Annotated in this window: 17 protein-coding genes; 8 read left to right on the forward strand and 9 right to left on the reverse strand. The window is 46.5% G+C overall.

The window, feature by feature from the left end; genetic code table 11:
* Nucleotides 1-239: 239 nt before the first annotated feature.
* Nucleotides 240-2,222, forward strand: coding sequence for an Ig-like domain-containing protein (locus tag FC96_RS12160; RefSeq protein WP_056943200.1), 1,983 nt, complete (start codon nt 240-242; stop codon nt 2,220-2,222).
* A gap of 519 nt (nt 2,223-2,741) precedes the next feature.
* Here FC96_RS12160 and FC96_RS12165 read toward each other — a convergent pair.
* Nucleotides 2,742-4,280, reverse strand: a complete 1,539-nt coding sequence (locus FC96_RS12165) for a hypothetical protein (protein WP_056943201.1) — start codon at nt 4,278-4,280, stop codon at nt 2,742-2,744.
* 179 nt (nt 4,281-4,459) lie between these two features.
* On the opposite strand from FC96_RS12165, the gene FC96_RS12170 reads away from it, so the two are divergent.
* Complete coding sequence (locus FC96_RS12170) at nt 4,460-5,329, forward strand: CAP domain-containing protein (protein WP_056943202.1); 870 nt, start codon at nt 4,460-4,462, stop codon at nt 5,327-5,329.
* Nucleotides 5,330-5,554: 225 nt separating this feature from the next.
* Here the strand turns inward: FC96_RS12170 and FC96_RS12175 are convergent, their stop codons facing one another.
* Nucleotides 5,555-5,887 carry a Fic family protein gene (locus tag FC96_RS12175; protein ID WP_055679946.1) on the reverse strand — a complete coding sequence of 111 codons (333 nt, stop codon included), beginning with the start codon at nt 5,885-5,887 and terminating at the stop codon, nt 5,555-5,557.
* Nucleotides 5,888-6,315: 428 nt separating this feature from the next.
* Here FC96_RS12175 and FC96_RS12180 point away from each other — a divergent pair, with 428 nt between their 5' ends.
* The gene (locus FC96_RS12180) at nt 6,316-6,525 is read left to right on the forward strand and encodes a hypothetical protein (RefSeq protein WP_055679945.1); all 210 of its coding nucleotides are present in this window, start codon (nt 6,316-6,318) and stop codon (nt 6,523-6,525) included.
* An 854-nt stretch (nt 6,526-7,379) separates the two neighbouring features.
* Here the strand turns inward: FC96_RS12180 and FC96_RS13120 are convergent.
* From FC96_RS13120 to amaP, 5 genes are read right to left on the reverse strand one after another with little or no spacing between them, the layout of a single operon-like run.
* Nucleotides 7,380-7,520 carry a hypothetical protein gene (locus FC96_RS13120; protein ID WP_156403237.1) on the reverse strand — a complete coding sequence of 47 codons (141 nt, stop codon included), beginning with the start codon at nt 7,518-7,520 and terminating at the stop codon, nt 7,380-7,382.
* An 11-nt stretch (nt 7,521-7,531) separates the two neighbouring features.
* The gene (locus tag FC96_RS12185; RefSeq protein WP_056943203.1) at nt 7,532-7,783 is read right to left on the reverse strand and encodes a GlsB/YeaQ/YmgE family stress response membrane protein; all 252 of its coding nucleotides are present in this window, start codon (nt 7,781-7,783) and stop codon (nt 7,532-7,534) included.
* A 14-nt stretch (nt 7,784-7,797) separates the two neighbouring features.
* Nucleotides 7,798-8,358, reverse strand: a complete 561-nt coding sequence (locus tag FC96_RS12190) for an Asp23/Gls24 family envelope stress response protein (protein WP_056943204.1) — start codon at nt 8,356-8,358, stop codon at nt 7,798-7,800.
* Nucleotides 8,359-8,382: 24 nt separating this feature from the next.
* The gene (locus tag FC96_RS12195) at nt 8,383-8,568 is read right to left on the reverse strand and encodes a DUF2273 domain-containing protein (RefSeq protein ID WP_055679944.1); all 186 of its coding nucleotides are present in this window, start codon (nt 8,566-8,568) and stop codon (nt 8,383-8,385) included.
* An 11-nt stretch (nt 8,569-8,579) separates the two neighbouring features.
* A complete protein-coding gene (gene amaP / locus FC96_RS12200) occupies nt 8,580-9,140 on the reverse strand; it encodes an alkaline shock response membrane anchor protein AmaP (RefSeq protein ID WP_056943205.1) in 561 nt (186 codons plus the stop codon).
* Between the two features lie 279 nt (nt 9,141-9,419).
* On the opposite strand from amaP, the gene FC96_RS12205 reads away from it, so the two are divergent.
* The 4 genes from FC96_RS12205 to FC96_RS12220 all read left to right on the forward strand — a co-directional run bounded on the left by FC96_RS12205 (nt 9,420) and on the right by FC96_RS12220 (nt 11,162).
* Nucleotides 9,420-9,689 (forward strand): hypothetical protein, encoded by a 270-nt coding sequence (locus FC96_RS12205; protein ID WP_055679943.1) that lies wholly within the window; start codon nt 9,420-9,422, stop codon nt 9,687-9,689.
* 250 nt (nt 9,690-9,939) lie between these two features.
* A complete protein-coding gene (locus tag FC96_RS12210; protein WP_082593660.1) occupies nt 9,940-10,260 on the forward strand; it encodes a helix-turn-helix transcriptional regulator in 321 nt (106 codons plus the stop codon).
* Between the two features lie 259 nt (nt 10,261-10,519).
* On the forward strand, nt 10,520-10,798 hold the full coding sequence (locus tag FC96_RS12215) for a type II toxin-antitoxin system RelB/DinJ family antitoxin (RefSeq protein ID WP_055679942.1): 279 nt from the start codon (nt 10,520-10,522) through the stop codon (nt 10,796-10,798).
* Complete coding sequence (locus tag FC96_RS12220) at nt 10,791-11,162, forward strand: type II toxin-antitoxin system YafQ family toxin (RefSeq protein ID WP_055679941.1); 372 nt, start codon at nt 10,791-10,793, stop codon at nt 11,160-11,162. The genes FC96_RS12215 and FC96_RS12220 overlap by 8 nt, the downstream gene beginning before the upstream one ends.
* Before the next feature lie 80 nt (nt 11,163-11,242).
* Here the strand turns inward: FC96_RS12220 and FC96_RS12225 are convergent, their stop codons facing one another.
* Entirely contained in the window at nt 11,243-13,636 is a 2,394-nt protein-coding gene (locus FC96_RS12225; protein ID WP_056943206.1) for a MucBP domain-containing protein, read from the reverse strand.
* 30 nt (nt 13,637-13,666) lie between these two features.
* Nucleotides 13,667-15,151, reverse strand: a complete 1,485-nt coding sequence (locus tag FC96_RS12230; RefSeq protein ID WP_056943207.1) for a hypothetical protein — start codon at nt 15,149-15,151, stop codon at nt 13,667-13,669.
* Nucleotides 15,152-15,548: 397 nt separating this feature from the next.
* Here FC96_RS12230 and FC96_RS12235 point away from each other — a divergent pair.
* Nucleotides 15,549-20,148: mucin-binding protein (locus FC96_RS12235; protein WP_082593662.1), on the forward strand; the 4,600-nt coding region annotated here is incomplete at its 3' end.

Genomic DNA, 20,148 nt, shown 5'->3' on the forward strand with positions numbered 1-20,148 from the left:
AAGACCCAGATAAAGTGATTTCTTTAAGCTATGTTGTTCGAATGGTTCCCCCCTTCCTAGCTGTGGGTTTGACTTTTCGTTTGCCACCGCTGGCGGTGGCAAACGCGCGAAATTTTATTTTTGCAGGTGACACAAGCGGCGACTTTCTACATTTCGGACATTCTAAAACAATTGTTTGATTTATTTGTGAAATTCGTATACTCTTATACTGATAGAAGTCATACAAGGAGGCGTTATCAGTGGGGAAATCAAGGAAAGTAGCCCGTCTATTGGCGGATTGTTCGGAGAAAAAACACCGGGTTAAACTTATAAATACCAAACATGGGTGGATTACGTTAGGGGTAACCGTTGCTGTTTTAGGGATTAGTGGTCTGAGTGCGGAGGCAGCCACTTCTGAGGCGGCCGAAAAGACCGGTGAAACAGCAGTCATGGCGAATCCAACTAGTGAACAGGTAGCAACACTCAAATTGCCAGTCACTAAATCCAATGATAGTGTGGTTACAGAAGAAACGGCGCCAGTGCAGTCGCCTTCAAACACGACACCAGAGCAACCTGTCACTGGGCAAGTTGGTGAAAGCAGCCAATCCGAAAATTCGTTGATTGATAATGATCAAACTACGGAAACAACTACAACGACGTCAAATAACGCTAGTGCAGGCAATGAAACGACCGAAAAAAGTACAACCAGAAAGAAAATCACAGTTGACGGTTTAGACGCATCCTCAGCCAAAGTGAAGGACCTCGCGACCAATAAGGAAGTTGATCCGAGCGCAACAACGGATAAATGGGGGGCTTACCAAGCGAGTTACAACTGGAAAATTGACGATGATGTTCACGTGAACGCTGGTGATACGGCGACTATTAATTTACCGGACAATTTCCAGCCGGACGCTGATGCCCAATTTGACATCAAGTCAGAGGATGGCACGCAAACTGCCGGTTCAGTGGCAGTAACTGCTGGAAGTCGAACGGCAACGATGACGTTCACGGATTATTTTGCGCAAAATACCACTGGCCGTGAAGGGACGTTGGATTTATTAGGGCGAGGAACGGAGATTATCAAGGTCCCGTTGCTTAGTTGGGAGAAACAGCTATGGCCTTTAACTTTGGATGTTTATCAGGGGCGTGCTGATCGTAATGAATTGTATGATCTTGTTAACCAATATAAGGATTCGGTTTTACAAGTGGAAGGACGCATAACCGAACAAGATCCAGTGACAAAGCAACCAACTAAAGCTGTTTGGACACTGAAAGTTAACATGAGTGGTTTGCCGGCTTACGGAGCTATAACAAGCCTTCTAGGAACAGCTCAAAAAATTTCAACGAACTCAGTGGGCACACCGACAATTGATGATGTTTCTGTGAAGGTCGGTGAATATGATGAAGATGGGAACTTCACAGCATTTGAGATGGCAGATTCAGCAGAGCAAGATCCGTACAATAATGAGGAACGTTTTAATAATATTCTAAAAGAAAAATTCGGGGCTGATTCACAATTCAGTCGAGTATCGGAAACTGAATTTTTGATGAACACTGACGGACTTTCTTATTATATTCCTGATGAATCTAGAGGATGGGAGAACCACACAGGTGTTCAGGTTAGTTTCAGTGTTGATTTGACAACCACCTCATCCATGCAAAATTGGGTAAACGGGGCCGGCGTGCAACCTACAGGAAGTTATGAATATAGTGGGACGTTTGTGGTACTAGGTCCCAGATATGACACTGGCATCATCCCCTGGGGTGGCCAAGCCACTTTCAAAGTTTCAAAACCCACAAGCCATGAGGGTGTGCCAACGCCACCGGTAACGACACCAACTGATACACCGACAACCCCGACAACCCCACCGACTGATACACCGGTGACGCCGGAAACCACAACACCAACTGATACGCCGACTGCAACACCAGTGCCGACGACTAATCCGGAACCGGAAACGGAACAGGAAACTGCTAAGAAAAAGCAGACAGTTTTAGTCTTAGATAACGGAGTTGCCCCTAGTCGGAATCAGACAAAGCGAGCCGCGGCTGACGTTGCTCAACCTGGATCGACACGACCCGCTCAACAAAAAGCGGTTAGTGCACCAAAATCTGAGGTCGTGACGCTACCGCAAACGGGTGAGTCTGATCAAAAGTCAACCAGTTTTATTGGTACGGTCTTACTGACAGCGCTGAGCGTACTTGGTTTTGGTTGGGCTAAGCGCCGAAAGCAAGCACGGTAATTGTCAGCAATCAACTAGATGGGACCCGCTCATCTGAACGGGAATGTTGCCCGAATTAATGATAGGTTAGCAACCGTTGCTGTGGTGATTTTAGATTCCAAAAGTGGTTTTGGAACGTCATTATTTAGGGATGTTTGTTTGAAATTGGTTTGAAACAATGATATTCTAAGAGTGTAAAAAAGAGCCGGTGCGCAAACACCGACTCCAGCAAGCCGTTTCAAGAACGGTGGCTAGCATCAGGACAATATAAGAATCGCCCGCAACCTGCCAAAGTTACGAGGGCGATTTTTATTTACGGTCGTTTCGGTCAACGATTATCATTAATGTCGCGAATACAATCATCAACGATAATGCCTGAAAAACAGACAAGAACATTGTATTCCTTTACGAGTTTCGTAAATCATTGGCATCATCTACTTTCGTGGTTGATGCCACCGCCCTTGAATTAATTCGCTAAAAAGCGCCTCAATTCCAGAAAATTGAGGCGCTTCTTTGTATAAAAATAATCGTAATCGAGTACTACTTAGTTAACGGGTTCGTTTGACCAGGTGTCGTCTGAACCAATGATGGCTTAGCGACAGCTACCGTACTTGATGGGTCGTAGTTGTAGTAAACAGTTACAGGGTTGCCAAATGTTCCGCTTACAGCATCTGAAGCAGTGTAGCTGAATTGGTTCCAAGTCATTGTTGGCTTGCCGGTACTATCAAGTGAGAAGACAGGGTAGACAGGTGACTTGAGTGTTTTCAAGCTGCTCTTGCCGTTCACATAATTCAATACTTGAGCTGAAGTGAAACTAGCGCCTCTAGTTCCTGAGAACAGGTCGGTAATCGCCATGTCGTTAACTGGGGCGAATTGAAGTTGTGCCGTTGTGAGGAAGAATTCGTTCAAAGATTTGATCTTATCTTGAGTATTGGCACCCGCTTGTAACGCGGTTGCTAGCGCGGTATCATCCAGCTTTGCTAGGTCAGCTGCTGAATATTCATAAGTGCCGAATGCAGTTTGCTTTGAGTTCACGACTGGCGTCACTGAATTAGTCAGCTTTTCTGCGGCGTTGCCACCAATCCGGCCATAAGGTGTAATCGTACTGTAAACCACATTCCCGTTCGCAAAGCTCAATGACACAGCATCGCCAAACTTAGCTTGGGCCAGTGCGGCAATTTGAGCATCACTCAACGCGTTATTGGTCAAGGCATACCCGGTCCCGACCAAAGCGTTGTTGATTTGAGTTTGGATGGCTGACGTGTCAGCGGTACTCAACTTCCAGCTGTAAACGCCGTTGGTGGCAGTTAATGCGCCAAGCGTGTTGCCCTTGGTGGCGTTGTTAACGGTGTAATCGATGGACTTGATGACCGTCCCACTTTGGTTCACTAAGTTGATGCGAACGGCGTTGTTGGCGATTGGTGTTGCAGCATTTTCCACATCGCTGGCCTTTACCCAGGCACCGGCAGCTGAGCCGTCAGCAATTTGGTAATAAAGATCGCCAGATTTCACGTTCGTTGTTGAGGCGTTAACCGTGAACTTGGTGCCGTTAGCCATCGTCAACTTTGAAGCGCCGACCCGGTATTGTGTCCAGGCAGGTGACGCCCAGAGCTTTTGGCCGTTGTACGTAAATGACTTGTTGATGGTTGCGGGCGTTGAAGTGGTTGCGAACTGTTGCAAGCCACCGCCAAAACTAGAAGTGGACGTGCCACCGTAGATCCAACCGCGAACAGATTTGTCGAATGAGACCACTTTGTAGTAGACCGATCCTCGGTCGGTTGTGGCAACAGCGTAGGCGCGGAAGTTAAAGCTCCCTACTTTGTCAGAAGACTGAGCTGATTGAAGGGCAGCTGCAGACTTGATAGTCCGGGCGCCTTGCATCGTTGCAGCCTTAGTTGCGATCGCGTTGTTACCAGTCACGATGACGTTACGAGTGTTGGCATCAGTTTTCAATGATTGCATTGACGCAACTTTTGCGTACGTCTTAGCTGACGCTTGAGTCGAAGCGACGGCTCCGGCTGCTAAAAATGAAACCGCAGCAAGGCTAAGATAAAGCGATTTTTTCAAGTTTGTTTGCATGAATGTTTCCCCCAAATAATCAAATAGTATGTAGTTCTTTTAAACTGGCAACAGTATACCGAAAACCAATTGGGAAGCAAAGCAAGTCGAATCGGGACTGTTGATTTTGCTGACGAGCGTTTCCCCGTGTAGTAAACTGTTAGTAGGTTTTACTTATATGCTCATTTGGAGGGGTTAGAATGAAGAAAAAGATGAATCTAGCAATAGTTGCTTTAACAATTGGGGTATTGAGCAGCTTTGGGAGCGTGTCCGCTAGCGCTAAGGCAAAAGTTAATTATTATCGAAACGTAAAGGATGCCAATTATGTGGTGCTTCATAAAAAAACACCTGCTTACACGACGGCAACCCTAAAATACCGACGCGGCACGTTGAAATTTTGGCAAGATGTTCGGGTGACCCATATCGCTAATGTGACGAAGGCCAATGGGCACCGTGCGTTTTACTATCGCATCCGTACTAAGTCGGGAAAGACTGGCTGGGTCTGGCGTGGTTGGTTAGGCAAAGTGATTAGTACACCGACTGCAACTACCAGAGAAGGCAAAATGGGTAGCAATTCATCGACGACTCAAAAAACGGTCAAGCATTTCTCTAATGCTGAATACCGGCAGGCTTTCTTGACCGGGTTGAACGCAGAACGAACGAAGCGTGGCATTGCGCCGTTAACTGAGGACAGCCAACTGGACCAATTAGCCGATGTCCGAGCGCCAGAGCTTATCGACAACTTCTCGCACTATGATGCTAGTGACAATGTCTTGTTTGAGAAGCACGCTCAGGAACTTGGAATCACCACGGCCGTTGCGGAAAACATCGCCTACATGGGAGATAGTGACGGTGGGAAAGCGGGGAGTGACGAAATCGTTGGCGGAAATTCGGCCGCCTACTATGCCAAGTCCAACCTACACGAGTTCATCTATAACGATGCCGATTCTAACTGGGGTCACCGGGATGCGTTACTGAATCCGCAGTATACCATTATTGGAATCAGTTCAGCTTATGTCGTCGGTCAAGATGGTGACGCGAAACAGTATGGCGTCAATAATCTGGGATAACTTCCAAGTTCTAAATTCGAGTTCGAACAATCTTTAGGGGTCGTTTTCCGGGAACTGCCCCTTTTGTGTGGAGTGAAATTTTTGGCTCGCAAAAACGCGCCGTGGATGAACTGCCATCTACGGCGCGTTTGGTCTGATAATCTTTTGGCACTTTAACTAGTGAGTGTTTCGACGGGCACTACTGTCATCCACGTAAGATGGTGATAGTTTCATAACGGTTTAGGGTTAATCTGGATCACGAAATTGGAGCTTAACATTTCTGATTCCGGCAGTTTGATCCTGTTCAGGTGTCACTGGTTGATTGAACTCGTGAAACCGAGCTTGTTTGTCGGGCACCAGTTTAATCATCTGATTTAACAACTGGCTATCACGGCCAGCATCATCTGACACATAGTATTGCATGAGATCAATTATGAATTCAGCTCGGTCTAAGTCAAGAGTAGGGAGAATCAAATAATCACCAGTCTCAAGTGACCCATTGGCCGCGTTAGCTGCTATCAGTGCGGTGCGTTTATTGCCATCTTGAAAAGGTTGTAGTTTTGCCAGTTCGGCAAACACGAACCAGGGCCGGCAGCATTGCGCAAATGCCCGGGCCGGTTAGGGTCTTCATCAGATTGGCTGTTGAATTGCTGATTAACGGCACTAATGCCATCAACGCTAAACCCGAATTTCTGGATAGCTTGTTAACTTAATTCTAGCAAATTCGGCTGCAAAGATGTTACCCAAGTGCTGTTAAGACGAGCATCAAACTGATTTAACGGTGTAAACTTTTGTGTTGTCGTTTTAAGCCGACAAAAGGTAACAGGAGAGACAGTATTCTGATTAACCCAAATAGGAGTTTCGGGTCAAAAATTCTGTATTTCAGAACTCGTTAGAGCTTTAATTATTGGTTTTTATGAGAAGTTTGGAAAAGCGTTGATGAAGTTATGACAATCCTTTGCTTGGGTTCATTGGATGTGGTACCGTATTGATGCGGAGGTGTTGAGATGGCAAGGTATAATAAACCAATTCAAGAAATCACCAAAGGATTTCACGATTTTTCTAGTGAGGACGAAAAGCGACTTTTGAATCAGTTTGCTCGTATGGGTTTTCCTATTTCAGATGAAGATCATGTTGAGCAGCCCGCTAGTGAAGAACAAGATAGGGAATCCACCTCTCCTCGGAATAGCTTTACCACTGAACGCGATTTATCCTGAACTTTGCGAATAAAGAACCTTGCCGATTAGGCCCACTTACCGTTCTTGAACAATTTTCAATTGATAATCTGGTGAAGAAACACGAAAGTATCTGTTAACAAACGGTTCCGCCATATTGTTTCCATATGTAAGGGCAATGACTTCCATGATACCTATCCTTGATAGGGGGGATTGTCACTGTATTGACGGCGTTTAATTGTACGGGTGGCTTTTGGATGTAACCTCTAAAATAAATCAGGCTATCCCTAGCCATCTGGAAATGCTTCGTGTTATACTGATGTTGAAAAAACCATTACATGATGACACCAAAGCCCTCGACAGGTGCGACTGTCGAGGGCTTTATTGGTGGGTTAGATGTTGCCTAAGTAAAACTACTTGTGGTGTCTGTGCTCTAATTAATCAGCAAACCAAGCACTAATTAGCGCAACCGCAAGTGGTGCCAAAAAACCATTGAGCATGATGACACCCCCTAACTGTTACACAGTATAGGTAGGCAACGCTAATTATTATAGCATGGCTGGCCCGGTGATAATGAGAGATCCTTCACGAAAATAAAAATTGGTCAGTACCGATATGAATGAGCTAATTGATGATCCAAAGCCTATCAAGGTCGAATCTATTCACTTTAAAAAAGAAAAAGGCCATATCCCTAACTGCCCAGAAATGATTCGTGTTACACTTAACTTGCCAAAAAACCATTTAGCATGGTAACACCAAAGCCCTCGACAGGCACAACTGTCGAGGGCTTTATTTAGTACTGAGCCAAGCCGCCCCCCAACTAATCAAGCTAGAAGGCAGCCCCGGCCCACCAAAAAAACAGCCACGCGGCTGTTTTTTTAACCATCAATTAATTCTCAGTTGTGCAACTTTCGCTGCAGCTTGTCGCCGATGCCGTCCACTTTCTTGGCGGCTAATACGGTGCCGCCAATCAGGACGCCGCCCACGATGAGGGTGGAAGCGACCATGAATTTGAGTACGTTTTTCAAAGCGTCCATAGAATCCCTCCTTAGCTCCTGCTAGTTCGGCCGAAGATGAGTGAGACAATGAGGACTAGGACAACCGCTCCGATGATGGAAGGCACTAGCGCCATGCCAGCTAACGATGGGCCCCAGGTGCCCAGTAGTCCCTGCCCGATCCATGCGCCGACTAAGCCGGCAACGATGTTTGCAATCCAGCCCATGGCTGCGCCACGGTTAGTGATTGCGCCTGCAATTGCGCCGATGATGGCGCCGACGATTAATGACCAAATGAGTCCCATAGTGAATTCCTCCTTTAGTTAACGCGACTAGGTTCATCGTCAGGTGTTACCTTATCCACGCCGTCACTCAGCGCTTCTTTTGATTTTTTTGCGCCCTTGCTGACCGCATCCTTCGTCTTATCTGTAGCATCACTAACGCGATCTTGAAGAGAAATCGAATCCTTTTCATGCTGCTCCTTCGTCTTGACGTCGACAACGTTCACGTTCACCTCGATCACTTCTAAGTCGGTCATGTCCTTGACTTCGCGCACGATGACGTCTTTGATCTGGTCGTAGAGCTTGGAAATGTCGATGCCGTATTCGGCGACGATGTCGAGGTCGACCGCCACTTGCTTCTTGCCAACTTCAACGTCAATCCCGGAGGTCACGTCGTTGGTGTTGACCAGTTTTTCGGCAACGTTTGCGAAAAAGCCGCCGTCGACAGTTAGCAGGCCCTTAACTTCGGAGAGGGCGATACCGACAATTTTTTGAACAACCTTGTCTTCAAAAGTTAAATCACCTTTAACACCGGGCTTTGCGTCTGGTGTTGACTTCGAGTTTAAGTTTGGTTTTGCGTTAGGGTTACCGTTTTGCATGTTGAGTTCCTCCTTTAAGGTGGGTTACTTGAACAAGTTCGACAGAATACCAGTTTTCTTAATATAGAGACCAGCCGCGATGCCGAGGGCAACGAAGATTAAGATCACGAGGGTCTTAAAGAACCCAATGGTGATGATAAGGGCCGCCAGCAGCAGGCCCACGAGTCCGCCAACCAGCGGCCAGCAGTAGGTCTTGAGAAGTTCGGTCACGTTATCACCTCCTACACAACTCGAGGTTGGTTCGAATTAGACTTAGCAGCATTAAAATTAACGAGCCGGATCGCAATCCGTTTTTCTTTGGCAATCCCAAGGCAGGTGCGTAAATCAGACTCAAGCTGGTTCAAGAAGTCAGCGGTATGTTGCTTGGCATTCACCGAATTCATTAAGTCCCCAGAGATGTTGAGCTTGATTTTATTTCGTGATAGCTTGGCAGATACCTTAGGATTACCGATATAGGGTTCCTGGCGCAGAGCTGAGAGGGTAAAGTTCTCGATGGCCTTCTTACTGACCGTGACCTGCCCGTCGGCTTTTTGATGCAAATACAACGAGCGTGGCCGTGGCCAGAGGAGGACGACAAGGAAGAGAATGACTAACAAGATTGCTAAGGCAACCCCGCCCCAGAAGAGATACATCGGCCCGTACTGCATGAGCCAGTCAAACCGAAGTGACATGGGAGTAGCAGTCCCGAGCGTCGCTGTCCAGTTTTGCCAGATAAGGGCAACGGCGAGAGGGGCTGCCAAGATGATACCAACCACTATTAGAATCTTAAATATGAGTCGCAAGTTATCACCACCTTTCTTCTTAAACCCATCGTAGCAAAAAACAAATGGCGACCACAAGAAATGTACTCAGTTTTTTTATTGATTGAATTAGGTAAACGTTAACCCAAAAGACGTCGGTCATTGTCATTGCTGGGATAGGCGGTGATAGCAAGAGGCGTTTTTATTGGTTTTGTGGGCCATGTGGCGTATAGCTCATTGTGAGGACGTCAGAAGAGTCATGGATGGACTAAGATGAAGAAATAAAGATCAACCGGCCATCGGTAAAGGAGAGGTTCAGCAATGGAGAAGACTAAGATCGGCGAAACGACAACTCACAAAACTGGCGATTCAATCAGTATCGACTTACCTAAAGCCGCTGGATTTTCTGGCGACGAACCAGTGATCATCGAACAAGTCGATGAAGACACCCTCCTGATTCGGCGCCAGTCTGCAGACGACACCGTGGACGATAATCCGTGGCACAATGGGACCTATGAGGGCGTTGATTTTCGTCAGCAATTAGAGCAAATCGGGTTTAACATTGGGACCGAACCAAGAGTCGGGCGGTAACTATTACGAGGTTTTAAGTCAGCCTCCTAGCGTCTGATTCACGAGGTTCTGACCAAGTTTTGGTAACAGTCATCCTAATGACGGATGGCTGTTATCCTAATTTGTCAGAAGTTTTGGCTTCCCAAGGACTACTATGTTCCGAGTCGTTAGTTGCAGATGGCTACTCACGATATTAATGGGACTAAGCCTTTGATAGTCCAGTCGACCTACGAGCTGAGTTCTATCAAACCGACAAGGAGGAAGACGACAAATGAGTAAAGACCTGCACGAATTCACTGTGGAGCATACCGGTGATCTCGACGCCTACTTTGCGGAAATGATGAAAGCCTCTTCGTACCGTGAAGCCTACAATGAAGAAAAAAACAAAATGGCAAGTGCGATGGCGCTGCTTGAAGCGCGCGAAGAAGCTGGTTTATCCCAGCAGAAGCTGGCGGACAAGTCCGGTGTTCCTAAGACGACAATCGTGCGTATTGAAAATGGTCACAACACGTCCATTGACACGTTAACTAAACTTGCCAATGCGCTGGGGCGCCCACTCAACTTGACGATTGGGCCGGCAAATATGGCATAGAGTCGGGCAGGAACTATTGCGAGGTTTTTACAAAGTTCTGGTAACAGTCATCCTAATCACGGATGGCTGTTTTTTGCCCCAAAAAGCGATCCAGCCTCCGACAGGTCGCTTTAGTTTAGCCAGCGTATTGTTTAAATTGGTCAAATATTAACCTCGGAATATTCGGTTATTATGGTTGTTGGAACAGTCGGAAATAATAGGACTCATTGTAATTGATTTTGTGTGTCAATTGTCGTACAATTTCTTGTGAGGTGATAACATGACTAAGGTTGTGAATGATCAACGTGTCGAGACACGTATTGATAGTAAAACTAAACAATTAGCTGAAGAACAGTTAAAACGTCGCGGATTGACACTATCTCAATTTGTCAGAAGCGTTGTCACTACAGTTGCCTATGAGGGGCTTCCCAAGGATTATTATGTTCCGAGTCGTGAGCTGCGGGACTCTATTCAAGAAGTGATTGATAACCTCAATGGGACTAAGCCATTGCAGGGATATGACAACCCAGACGATCTACAAAAGGCGCTAGATGAATAAGCGTCAAGTATATTTTACCGGGCGCTTTAAACGTGAGTACAAGAGGGTGAAGAGAGATTCAAGGTGGAATCCGGTATTTAATGAGAGACTACCTTTTGACGATAAGCGCTCACCCTGGCAGTATGTTATAGCGTGTTTAATTTATGGGAAAGAAATTCCGGATTATTTTTATGCTCATCAATTGAAGGGATTCAAGAAGGAAATACAAGAAATAAAGCGTTCTCTAAGGCAACCAAATGCCACTGTTAGAATTCTTGAATTACATTTTGACGGATACAATGGGGATCATTTGATGATCTATTCAGTAAATGACAATGTGGTCCATATGTTGGCAATTGGTACTCATAGCAACTTATTCAAATAGACAGTCATCCAAATCATGGATGGCTTTTTTGCGCAACGAAAAAAGCAACCCATCCTCCGACAGGTCGCTCAACACCACCGTTAACGCGTGGTAGTTTTCTTATTCTGAATTCCAAAGTTAATCGTTCCAGACAGGCTAATAAAGAACTTGCCCAATTCAGTGACAGTTGCGTCTGGATTCCCACCACCGTGACCGCTTGGGGTCAAAATGGCGTTAATCTCGGGATCGAAAACGACTGGCGAGGATTGGTCCTTTTTAGCCTTTTCCTTGAAGACGTGTGTTTTGTGCCGAGACTTGCTGGCAGCTGATTTATCGGCCACTGCATGCGACGGCGGAGTCGACCGCCCACTTGCGGATGCTTGCGGTGTTTTCGCAGGTACGGGTGGGGTGGTCGGCTTTTCTTCCCGTTTCAGCAAGGTAACTCGAAAAGTGGTCGGCCCATCGCCAAAGTAAGCCGCGTTGATCCGGGTTGTGTCATCGCTAGTGATGTAGTAGCCCTGTTCCTGAAGTGGCAGGATTTGTTGGTAGGTATCGAAGACGATCCGGTCGCCGCGCTTACCAGTCAGTAACTCGGTAGCTAACGTGTGACCGGTGCGGCCATCAAGGTAGAGTACCGTGACGGCCGCTGATTGATCAATTGTTGGGCCAACCACAAGCCCCTTATTTGCGGGCTGTTGAGCCGATGCCACGGGCCTTGTTGAGGTTGCTGATGATTTAGGCACGCTCTTACTAGTCGGTCGGGCTTTCGCCGTCGTCTTTTTGTTTATCCGACGGTGGTGTCGCGACTGGACCTTCGATACCGGCTTCGTGGCGCGTTGATGAATCAGAGGCCAAAGCGCCCGCGGTAAAATGGGCGCTGTCGAAACATCCTGAGGCGTCTGAACCGTGATCAAGGAAGTCGGCGTCTGGTCAACCGAGACGACCTTTAAGGTAACCGCTGTTTGATTCCCCGTTAACGTATAGTGCGAACCAATCGGATTATCTTCCAACTTGTAGCCATCAGGTACTGATTCGCTCAGGTCGACCTGATCACCAACACGGCCAGTTATGTTTTTAGTCCCTACGACAGTCCCGTCACCATTAACGTACTTAACTGTCACAATGGCGGGTTGGCGCTGGACACTAATGGTGAGTGTGTTGGTCGTTTGCCCTAACGTGTAGCTGACCGTAGCATCCTGACCGTTCCCAAGAACGTAGCCGCTGGGGGCCGTCGCTGAGTAAGTCCCCGTGTCACCGACGTGGCCACTGACAGTGTCGGTTGTGACGACGTTGCCATTCTCGTCGATATAATCAACTTTCAAAACGGCTGGCGTCTTAGTTGGGGTGACGGCCTTTTTCTGTAGCTTAATCGTCATGGTGTTCGTCCCGCTACTAAGCGTATAAGCTGTCTCAGCGCTCTGACCGGCTGCTAATTCATAGCCACTTGGAACCTTAGCGGTGTAGTGACCACTGTCACCAACGTTACCGCTAATGGTATCCGTTTTAACGGTGTGACCCGCTTCATCAACGTAGGTCACGACTAAGTTGGTCTCAGTAGTGGTAGCGCCGTGAAGCGTCAGGGTGCCAGTCGCTTGAGTGTCAGCGGTGTAGTAAAAGCCACCGTCGGATAAGGCTGTTTGATTGAGTTGGTCAAGTTTTTTCTGAACCTTGTTAGCGCCCGTGCTGTTTAAGCGGTACGAGTAGTCGTGAGCGTCGGTCCCGTCATCAGACACGGTAATGTCGGAATTCGTTAAAGCAACGGTGTCGATCGACTGGCCGTTTGCGTCAACCAGCGTGGCGGTCTGACTACCAAAATGACTGCTGGCGGTTTGCCCATCAGCGTCGGCACTGATGGTTGGCAACTTCACGGAAGCGCTGGCGGCCATCGTCTTAACCGCAACGCTAGTTAAGGTTGAGGTTTCAGTTGAGCCGTTATTGATCGTGATCTTCAGTGATGACTGATCCGTTTGATTTGCTTCGAAGCTGGCTTGAATAACAGTACTTGGAAGAATCATTGCATCATAAGATTGACCGTCAATTGTGACCTTCTGAAAGCGACCACTATCAATAATAGATCCATCAGTCCGGTTAGTGACACTATAAGTCGCGCCGCTCAAATCTTCATCGGTTTTGTAGATAGTGATGAGCTGGCTCGAATTGCTGTAAACGATGCTTGATCTAGTTGTACCGGCATGGATGACGGTCACGTTCGAGACGAACGTCCCAACAAATTGGTTTCCATTAATTTGTTCCATGCTCGAATCGCGAGATTCAAACGCATAGTCACCAGTCCCCACATGGATTTGTGAGGTGTCGAACTGACTCGAGGTAGTCTCCGAAGTCGTCTGAGTTGTTGTGCTGGCCTGAACGGTTGGTACATCACCGAAGTGAGTTGATAAAAACAGGGTGGAAGCCATCAGAAGTCCGACGGCGGTGCCAACCTTATACATAGGTGTTGAAATGTGGGGTGGTGTTGGTTTTTCCACTGGGGTCACGTGGAACGCCTCCTTTCTAAAATAGATAAGTTAGTCTGACCAGTCATAATCAGGAAATAGATGCTGGAGTCGAGTTTGCTTGATGTTAAGAATAATGTCGGCTAAGCCAGACCAGTCTTGAGCGGTCGGTGGATCCAACCAGATCACTTGAGGGACAGTGACTAACATCGAGTGAAAGTCAGAGATGTAGATGTCCGTCTGGTCGGTTAGTTGACGTTGAATCACGATGTGGGCGTGGTTGAAGGCTTGCAGGGACTGGATCACGTAGTTGGTATAGAGCGGGCCTTCTGAAAAGTCAACGCAAACAAATATGCGATCTTTGGTATTCGACGTTGGAATACTGTTAATCATGCAAAACATGTAGGAGAAGTAAAGGTTCACAATCATGTGGTCGCTCAAATCAAAGGAAACCAAATTCTTCACAGCACTGAGAAAGTCTCGAATAATCAGGTCAAACGTTGGATAGAGGTCCTTAAAAAAGGACACTTGATCTGAACTGATAAACGTTGTGGGTTCAACGTAAAACGTCGTAAATTGCAGGTTAACGGCCAGTAGCTGTTCGTACAGTCCCGTACTAGCAAGATCCGTATCTTCTGTCAGCACCGCTTTTTCCGTCAGTTGAGTCAAAAATTCGGTTGACAGCGTTGTCGCAATTGGAAAGTTTTGCTCAACGTAAGTGACGTCATCTAACCCTAGGAAGCCTTGAGTGAGCAAGAAGCTAAAGACGTAGTCGATCTCGGCGGTGCTGGGGGTTAAGTCGGGGCCTAGGCCCTGGGTTAAAACGGCCGCGACGGCTTGATAAGTGCCATCTCGGAGCGGCTCAGTTAGCGTCGCTGTTTCAATCAAGCTGTGGTTACGCTGTCGAAGGATCCAAATCTTCAACAACGTTTCTAACTTAACACTTTGAGTCGGACTTAATTCAGCCGGAAACAGTTTTTGAAGCTGACTGCACAGTTGATCGCTTAATTCATTCAGCGCCGGAAGCGGCCGCTCAATGCCGGTGAACGTGGTGTAATACAACTGAAAGAGGCGGAGTCGCATGATGAACTCATGCTCTTGGTTGACGCCAGAGATTGAGTCGAAGTTGTTTGCCGCTAACGTCTTTTTGAGCTTGCGGTCGTTCTTATAAAACGTGGATTCAGTCTGAAAATGTTCGGTCGCGTAAACGTTTGCCTTAATGTCGGAATTATCATAAAAGGCACGATATTCAAAGGCTGGAAATAAATTGGATCGATTCAGGTAAAGTAGGGCGATTTTCTGTGTGATGAAGGTCGTAATGTTATGGCCCGTCCAGATACCCTTGGTGACTTCGTCAATAAAACTGGGCCGTTCCTCAGAAACAGTTGCTAGGTCGGCATTCATGGTGACAAGGTACTTATTCAGTTGATAATTCGTAAGTCCCAGCTGCTCACTGATGATAGCCCGTTGAAGCTGATGGGTGGGCTCTTGACTCAATAAGCGTAGGATGCTCACGCAAGCATTATCTCCCATGTTGAACATGAAATCATAATACAAACTGTCTCCCTCCAATGTCAGAAAGTACTCAAACTATCTATGATTACATATAATAATACGCCAAAGTAAAACAGATTCACAGATATCCACAAATTTTTGACTGTCCGGTTTTTAAAAAATCGGACAAAATTACGACAGTGTAATTTTCTTTAGTTTTGACCGTTCAGAACTTAAGATATATTCGTAAGAGGATCTAACGTTAATCGAGTTGCCGAAACCTTCTTGGTCGGGGGAATGACCAAGAATTATAGGGCACTTCGAGCCTGTAGGAGCGTGATTGGTAATCAACGATACCGATCGCGTCTAAAACGGTGAATTGATTAACGGTTAAGGTACCGCTTAAACCTCAAGATGACTTGAGGAAGTAGATTTCAGGGAACCGTAAGGAGGAGTATGCATGTCAAAACGCATTAAAAAAGCCCACAACAAATTAGTTGCGGACTCAATGGATAAGAAGGAGCATTATAAGCTCTATAAATCCGGGAAACGGTGGCTCATTGCAGGGGTAATGGTCGCTTCGTTTGCCGGATCGTTCTTTGGCATAGATCAAGTCAAAGATGCACAAGCTGCGACAACGGATGCAAGCAGTACGGAACAAGCGACAACGAGTCAGCAGATTCAGCAGCCTTCGGTGACACTGAATCAGACACCGACAACGTCAGCTGCCCCAGCTTCAAGTGCACCGGCATCTGCTGCTTCAGTGGATAGTAAATCAACTCAGTCAAGTGCACCTGCTTCTTCGACAAACACACAGTCTAGTAGTTCATCTGAAGCTGCTCAACCAGCAGTTGATGAAGCGTCGCAAGCAAGTAGCACTGCGTCAGAGGCTACCCAACCTGCAACAGACAAGACATCTCAGGCTAGCAGCTCAGCATCAGAAACTGCTCAACCAGTAACTGATGAAGCCTCACAGTCCAGCAGCTCAGCATCAGAAGCAGCTCAATCTACTACAAATGAAACAAAAGCTATTAAATTAACTGAAGAAAATACCAAAGAAGTAACGACAGTTGCTCCCACAACGGAATCAGCAACTAAGGATTTGGATCTATCTGGAGCCAATATCACAGTAAAAGACAACCAACTTACTGTGGATATTGAAACTGCTTATACACCAACTGAGATGGAGGCAGTGTCACTTTATGCTAAAGAGCATGATCTGAACGTTAATGTAACGTATAACGGTAGCCCAGTAACTATTGAATATAAGGTTGTAGATCCTATACTCCCCGCATCCGAACACGGTATGACTTATAGTGACCTTGGAGATGGTAACTTTGAAGAAACTGCCGATGATCCAAGTGATCTAACAAACGTAACGAGTTGGTTTCAATTAAGTTCACCAGCTGGGGGAGAAAAAGCCACTGATGACTTAAATCAACCTAATTCTGGAATTTTTCTAAGTCACGTTGAATACGATGCAAGAACCAGTGCTTTAACAAAAATATATCCGGACACAAAAATAGTGGTTTTAACTCTTCAGGGGGAGCCGTTTGTCCGTTTTTATCTTGGCGAGAAAATGATTGTGCAAGCCAATAACAACGCATTTCAGCAGGATGACAAGGGTAATTTGCTTCCAGGCACTGATACCCCATTTGTACCACTCACTAACGCTACACCGTTAGCGACCATTAAAGCTGATGCACGTCTTGCGGCTAACGCAGAAGTATACGGCGATGTTTTGACCGATGATGAAACAACATCGCTTATTCGAGCTCTTGCATATGCTAAGCAGAATTCTCTTGACGGAAAAAAACAAGCGAACGGTCTTCCGGCAGGTGTGTATGCAACTACGTTTGGATTTACAGATACGAATCCAAAGCTACAAAACCCAATTGAGTACAAAGTTCAACAAGATAAGATACCTTCAAATAGTGTCGAGTTTGCGGCTAGTGCAAAGATTCAAATCAAGTACGTTGATTCTGATGGGAATCCAACCGATAAAGATGGGAATCCTATTAAAGATAGTGATGACACCTCAGATATTGCATATGAAACCAGCGTAGCAGTAAACGGTGGTGGATTAAACAACGCTGATAAAGACAACATCATTAAGTTAGATACACTTGCTGCAACACCTGCTGACTTCTTAGATGATAGTAATGATACTTTGGCGAAGGCTTTGATTGATACCAATGATGTTAATTCTTCAATTGCTTCATCAATTAAAGCTGCGCAAACGAAATTAGAAACTGCAAAAACCGATAGTGCCGATAATCCGGGTGATAAGGATAAGGCTGATGCTGTAACGTCTGCTCAAGCAGACCTTGATAATCTGCAAAGTCTTCAAGAGATGTTAACTGACGATCCAAGTACTCTGAAACTTGTGAGTGCACAACCTGAAGATGAGGCCAATAAAAAAACAGGTTTTTACAACGTTAATAAGGATGAAGGAACTGCCCAAATTGCGTTAGATTACAAGACTGTCCAAACACAGACGGAAGTCCCAACGTTGGTTTACACCGTTAAAGTAACTAAAAATGGCCAAGCACAGGTCACCTACGTTGATGACGACAACAAACAAGCTGACGTCACCAAGACCATCACTGGTGCAGATCCTCAAGAATTAGCAGGAAGCACTGGGGATGAGGTCAAATATACGGTCGCTACGGCTGATCAATTAAAGACTGCCGGTTACGTCATTGTTGACGAAAAAACATACCAACCAGGCGCTGAAAACTCGGTTACGTTAACCGATGATGACAAGGATAACGTAGCGATTCATGTGAAGCATCTCATCACTAATGAAACGCCAAGTGAGGATAGTTTACAGACAACTCGGCAGATTGTTTTCGATAAGACCGGGTTGAGTGAGTCAGATGAAAACGACACATTGACTGACAAGACGCAAACTGTTTACTGGGCTGCAACTACCGATGAAGCAACTCAGATCGTAACGGGATACACCCCATACACGAAGGATGCTAGTGGTAACTTTGTTAAAGCGGATGGCTACCCAGCTTATAGCTTTAAAACACCAACAGCGCACACTGCTTCGGCGGTTGACGCTAGTGGTGACGTGGTCGATGTCACGACTGGTTCGGTGCCATTAGGTGCAGTTGAAGCGGTCACGAATGCTAGCGATACGACGAAGTCAGCCACTAAGCCAACGAATGCCGAGAAGATCACCGTGAAGTTCATCAACGGTGGTAAGACCGTGACACCGGATAACAATCCGGACAACTTGGACCTGACAAAGACCGTCACTGAAACGATCACCTATGGGCCAGAAGCAACAGACACCACGACCGATGATAGTAACAGTGTGACTTTCTATCGGACAGCCTTGGTCGATGGCACAAAGAAGGCCACCGACGATGGTTATGTTCTGAGTTATGGTGCTTGGACTACTGATGAGACCGGTGATACGGCGAAGGGTTCAGCTGAGGGGCATTTTGCTGCCTTAACTAATGACCAATTACGGACACCAGATCATTACACCGCAACGGTGGCAACCAAGATTGGAACGACTGCCACGGGTGCCAATGACGATATTACGGTTCATGCGACCGATGGTAATGTCACTCGGAATGTCACTTACACCAAGGATGCGCCAAAGGTTTACACGCCAACGGATAATCCTAATGGCCTTTATTTGACCAAGACGGTGACTGAAAAGATCGTCTATCAAGACGACAAAGGTCAGGAAATCGATACGCCAGATAACAACGTTCAATCAATCGATTTCTACCGGACGGCCACTGAAACGGGCGACAAGGATACGCCATACACTTATTCAGACTGGACAACTAGTCCGAGTGGTGTGTCAGAGAAGAACGATGATGGTTCTGATGACACTAAGGCCACAATCGATAAGATCCCAACGTATATCTTGAACTCCCAAAAGGGTTACGTGTACGACAAAGGGACCACATCGGTTGATGGTGGTGAAGCCACGGACGGTGTCGGTGACGTTGAAGTGTCAGGGAATGTCAAAGAAGTTGTCCGGACTTTGGTGTACACGAAGGATGATTCGACAGCTACCACAGATGGTAAGGATGTGACGGTTACCCGGACGATCCACTATGTGGACGACCAAGGAAACAAGGTTGCGGATGACCTAGTTCAAACGATTACGTTAGGGACCAAGGTCTTGGTTGATGATCCTGATACGATCGTGTCATACACGGTTAAGGCTTCTGACGAAGACGGTAACGGGACAGATGACGAAACGATTCAAAAGATCTTTACGTCAGTTGATTCACCTGACAAAGAAGGCTACACCGCTGATAACATCAAAGTGGACGACCAAAACGTGCCATTAGACTTGGATGGTCAACCACAAAACCTTGAAACGACGGTTAACTACACAAAGGCACCAGATAGTGCGCAAGTACATGAGATTACGACTGACGGGACAGGCGATGAGGCTGGGACCCATACTGTGATCTTCTATACTGGTGACGAAGTGGATGATGTATCTAAGATTCCAGCTGGTAATACGATTGGTACGGTCACTTTAAAGGATGGCGATCAAGGCCCTCAAGGTGAACCGGGACAAACGCCAAGTGTGAAGGAAGAAAACGGTAAGATTATCTTCTTCATTCCTGGAAAAGATGGGTCAGATGATACGAAAATTGGTGAAATTGATGCCCCAGCAGATGGTGACACCATTAGCAGCGAACGAGTAGATAAGAACGATAAAGATGGCGTCAGTGGCATTAAGGTCACAGTTAAGCATGGTGACGGTTCAGATGATACGGTGACGTATCTGTATGATGGTCAAGACGGTGCAACACCAACCTTGAAGGAAATCAAGGACAAGGATGGCAACGTTACCGGATACACGATCGTGATTGATGGTAAGGACGCTGGTACGATCAGTAATGGTAAGGACGGCGCAACGCCAGAGTTGACCCCAACCAAGGACGCTGATGGTAACGTCACCGGATACACGATTACGATTGATGGGAAACCAGCCGGCACGATTACCAATGGTAAAGATGGTAAGGATGGGATTACCCCAACGGTTACGGCAGTGCCAAGTAAGGATGGCAAGA

The organism is Secundilactobacillus kimchicus JCM 15530 (assembly GCF_001433995.1).
Taxonomy (GTDB): Bacteria; Bacillota; Bacilli; order Lactobacillales; family Lactobacillaceae; genus Secundilactobacillus; species Secundilactobacillus kimchicus.

What these genes read in the sequence shown, in the direction of transcription:
- FC96_RS12170 (WP_056943202.1), top strand. Translation starts at nt 4,460, where the DNA reads ATGAAGAAAAAGATGAATCTAGCAATAGTTGCTTTAACAATTGGGGTA.
- FC96_RS12190 (WP_056943204.1), bottom strand. Translation starts at nt 8,358, where the DNA reads ATGCAAAACGGTAACCCTAACGCAAAACCAAACTTAAACTCGAAGTCA.
- FC96_RS12165 (WP_056943201.1), bottom strand. Translation starts at nt 4,280, where the DNA reads ATGCAAACAAACTTGAAAAAATCGCTTTATCTTAGCCTTGCTGCGGTT.
- FC96_RS12220 (WP_055679941.1), top strand. Translation starts at nt 10,791, where the DNA reads ATGAATAAGCGTCAAGTATATTTTACCGGGCGCTTTAAACGTGAGTAC.
- FC96_RS12185 (WP_056943203.1), bottom strand. Translation starts at nt 7,783, where the DNA reads ATGGGACTCATTTGGTCATTAATCGTCGGCGCCATCATCGGCGCAATT.
- FC96_RS12215 (WP_055679942.1), top strand. Translation starts at nt 10,520, where the DNA reads ATGACTAAGGTTGTGAATGATCAACGTGTCGAGACACGTATTGATAGT.
- FC96_RS12210 (WP_082593660.1), top strand. Translation starts at nt 9,940, where the DNA reads ATGAGTAAAGACCTGCACGAATTCACTGTGGAGCATACCGGTGATCTC.
- FC96_RS12205 (WP_055679943.1), top strand. Translation starts at nt 9,420, where the DNA reads ATGGAGAAGACTAAGATCGGCGAAACGACAACTCACAAAACTGGCGAT.
- FC96_RS12180 (WP_055679945.1), top strand. Translation starts at nt 6,316, where the DNA reads ATGGCAAGGTATAATAAACCAATTCAAGAAATCACCAAAGGATTTCAC.
- FC96_RS13120 (WP_156403237.1), bottom strand. Translation starts at nt 7,520, where the DNA reads ATGGACGCTTTGAAAAACGTACTCAAATTCATGGTCGCTTCCACCCTC.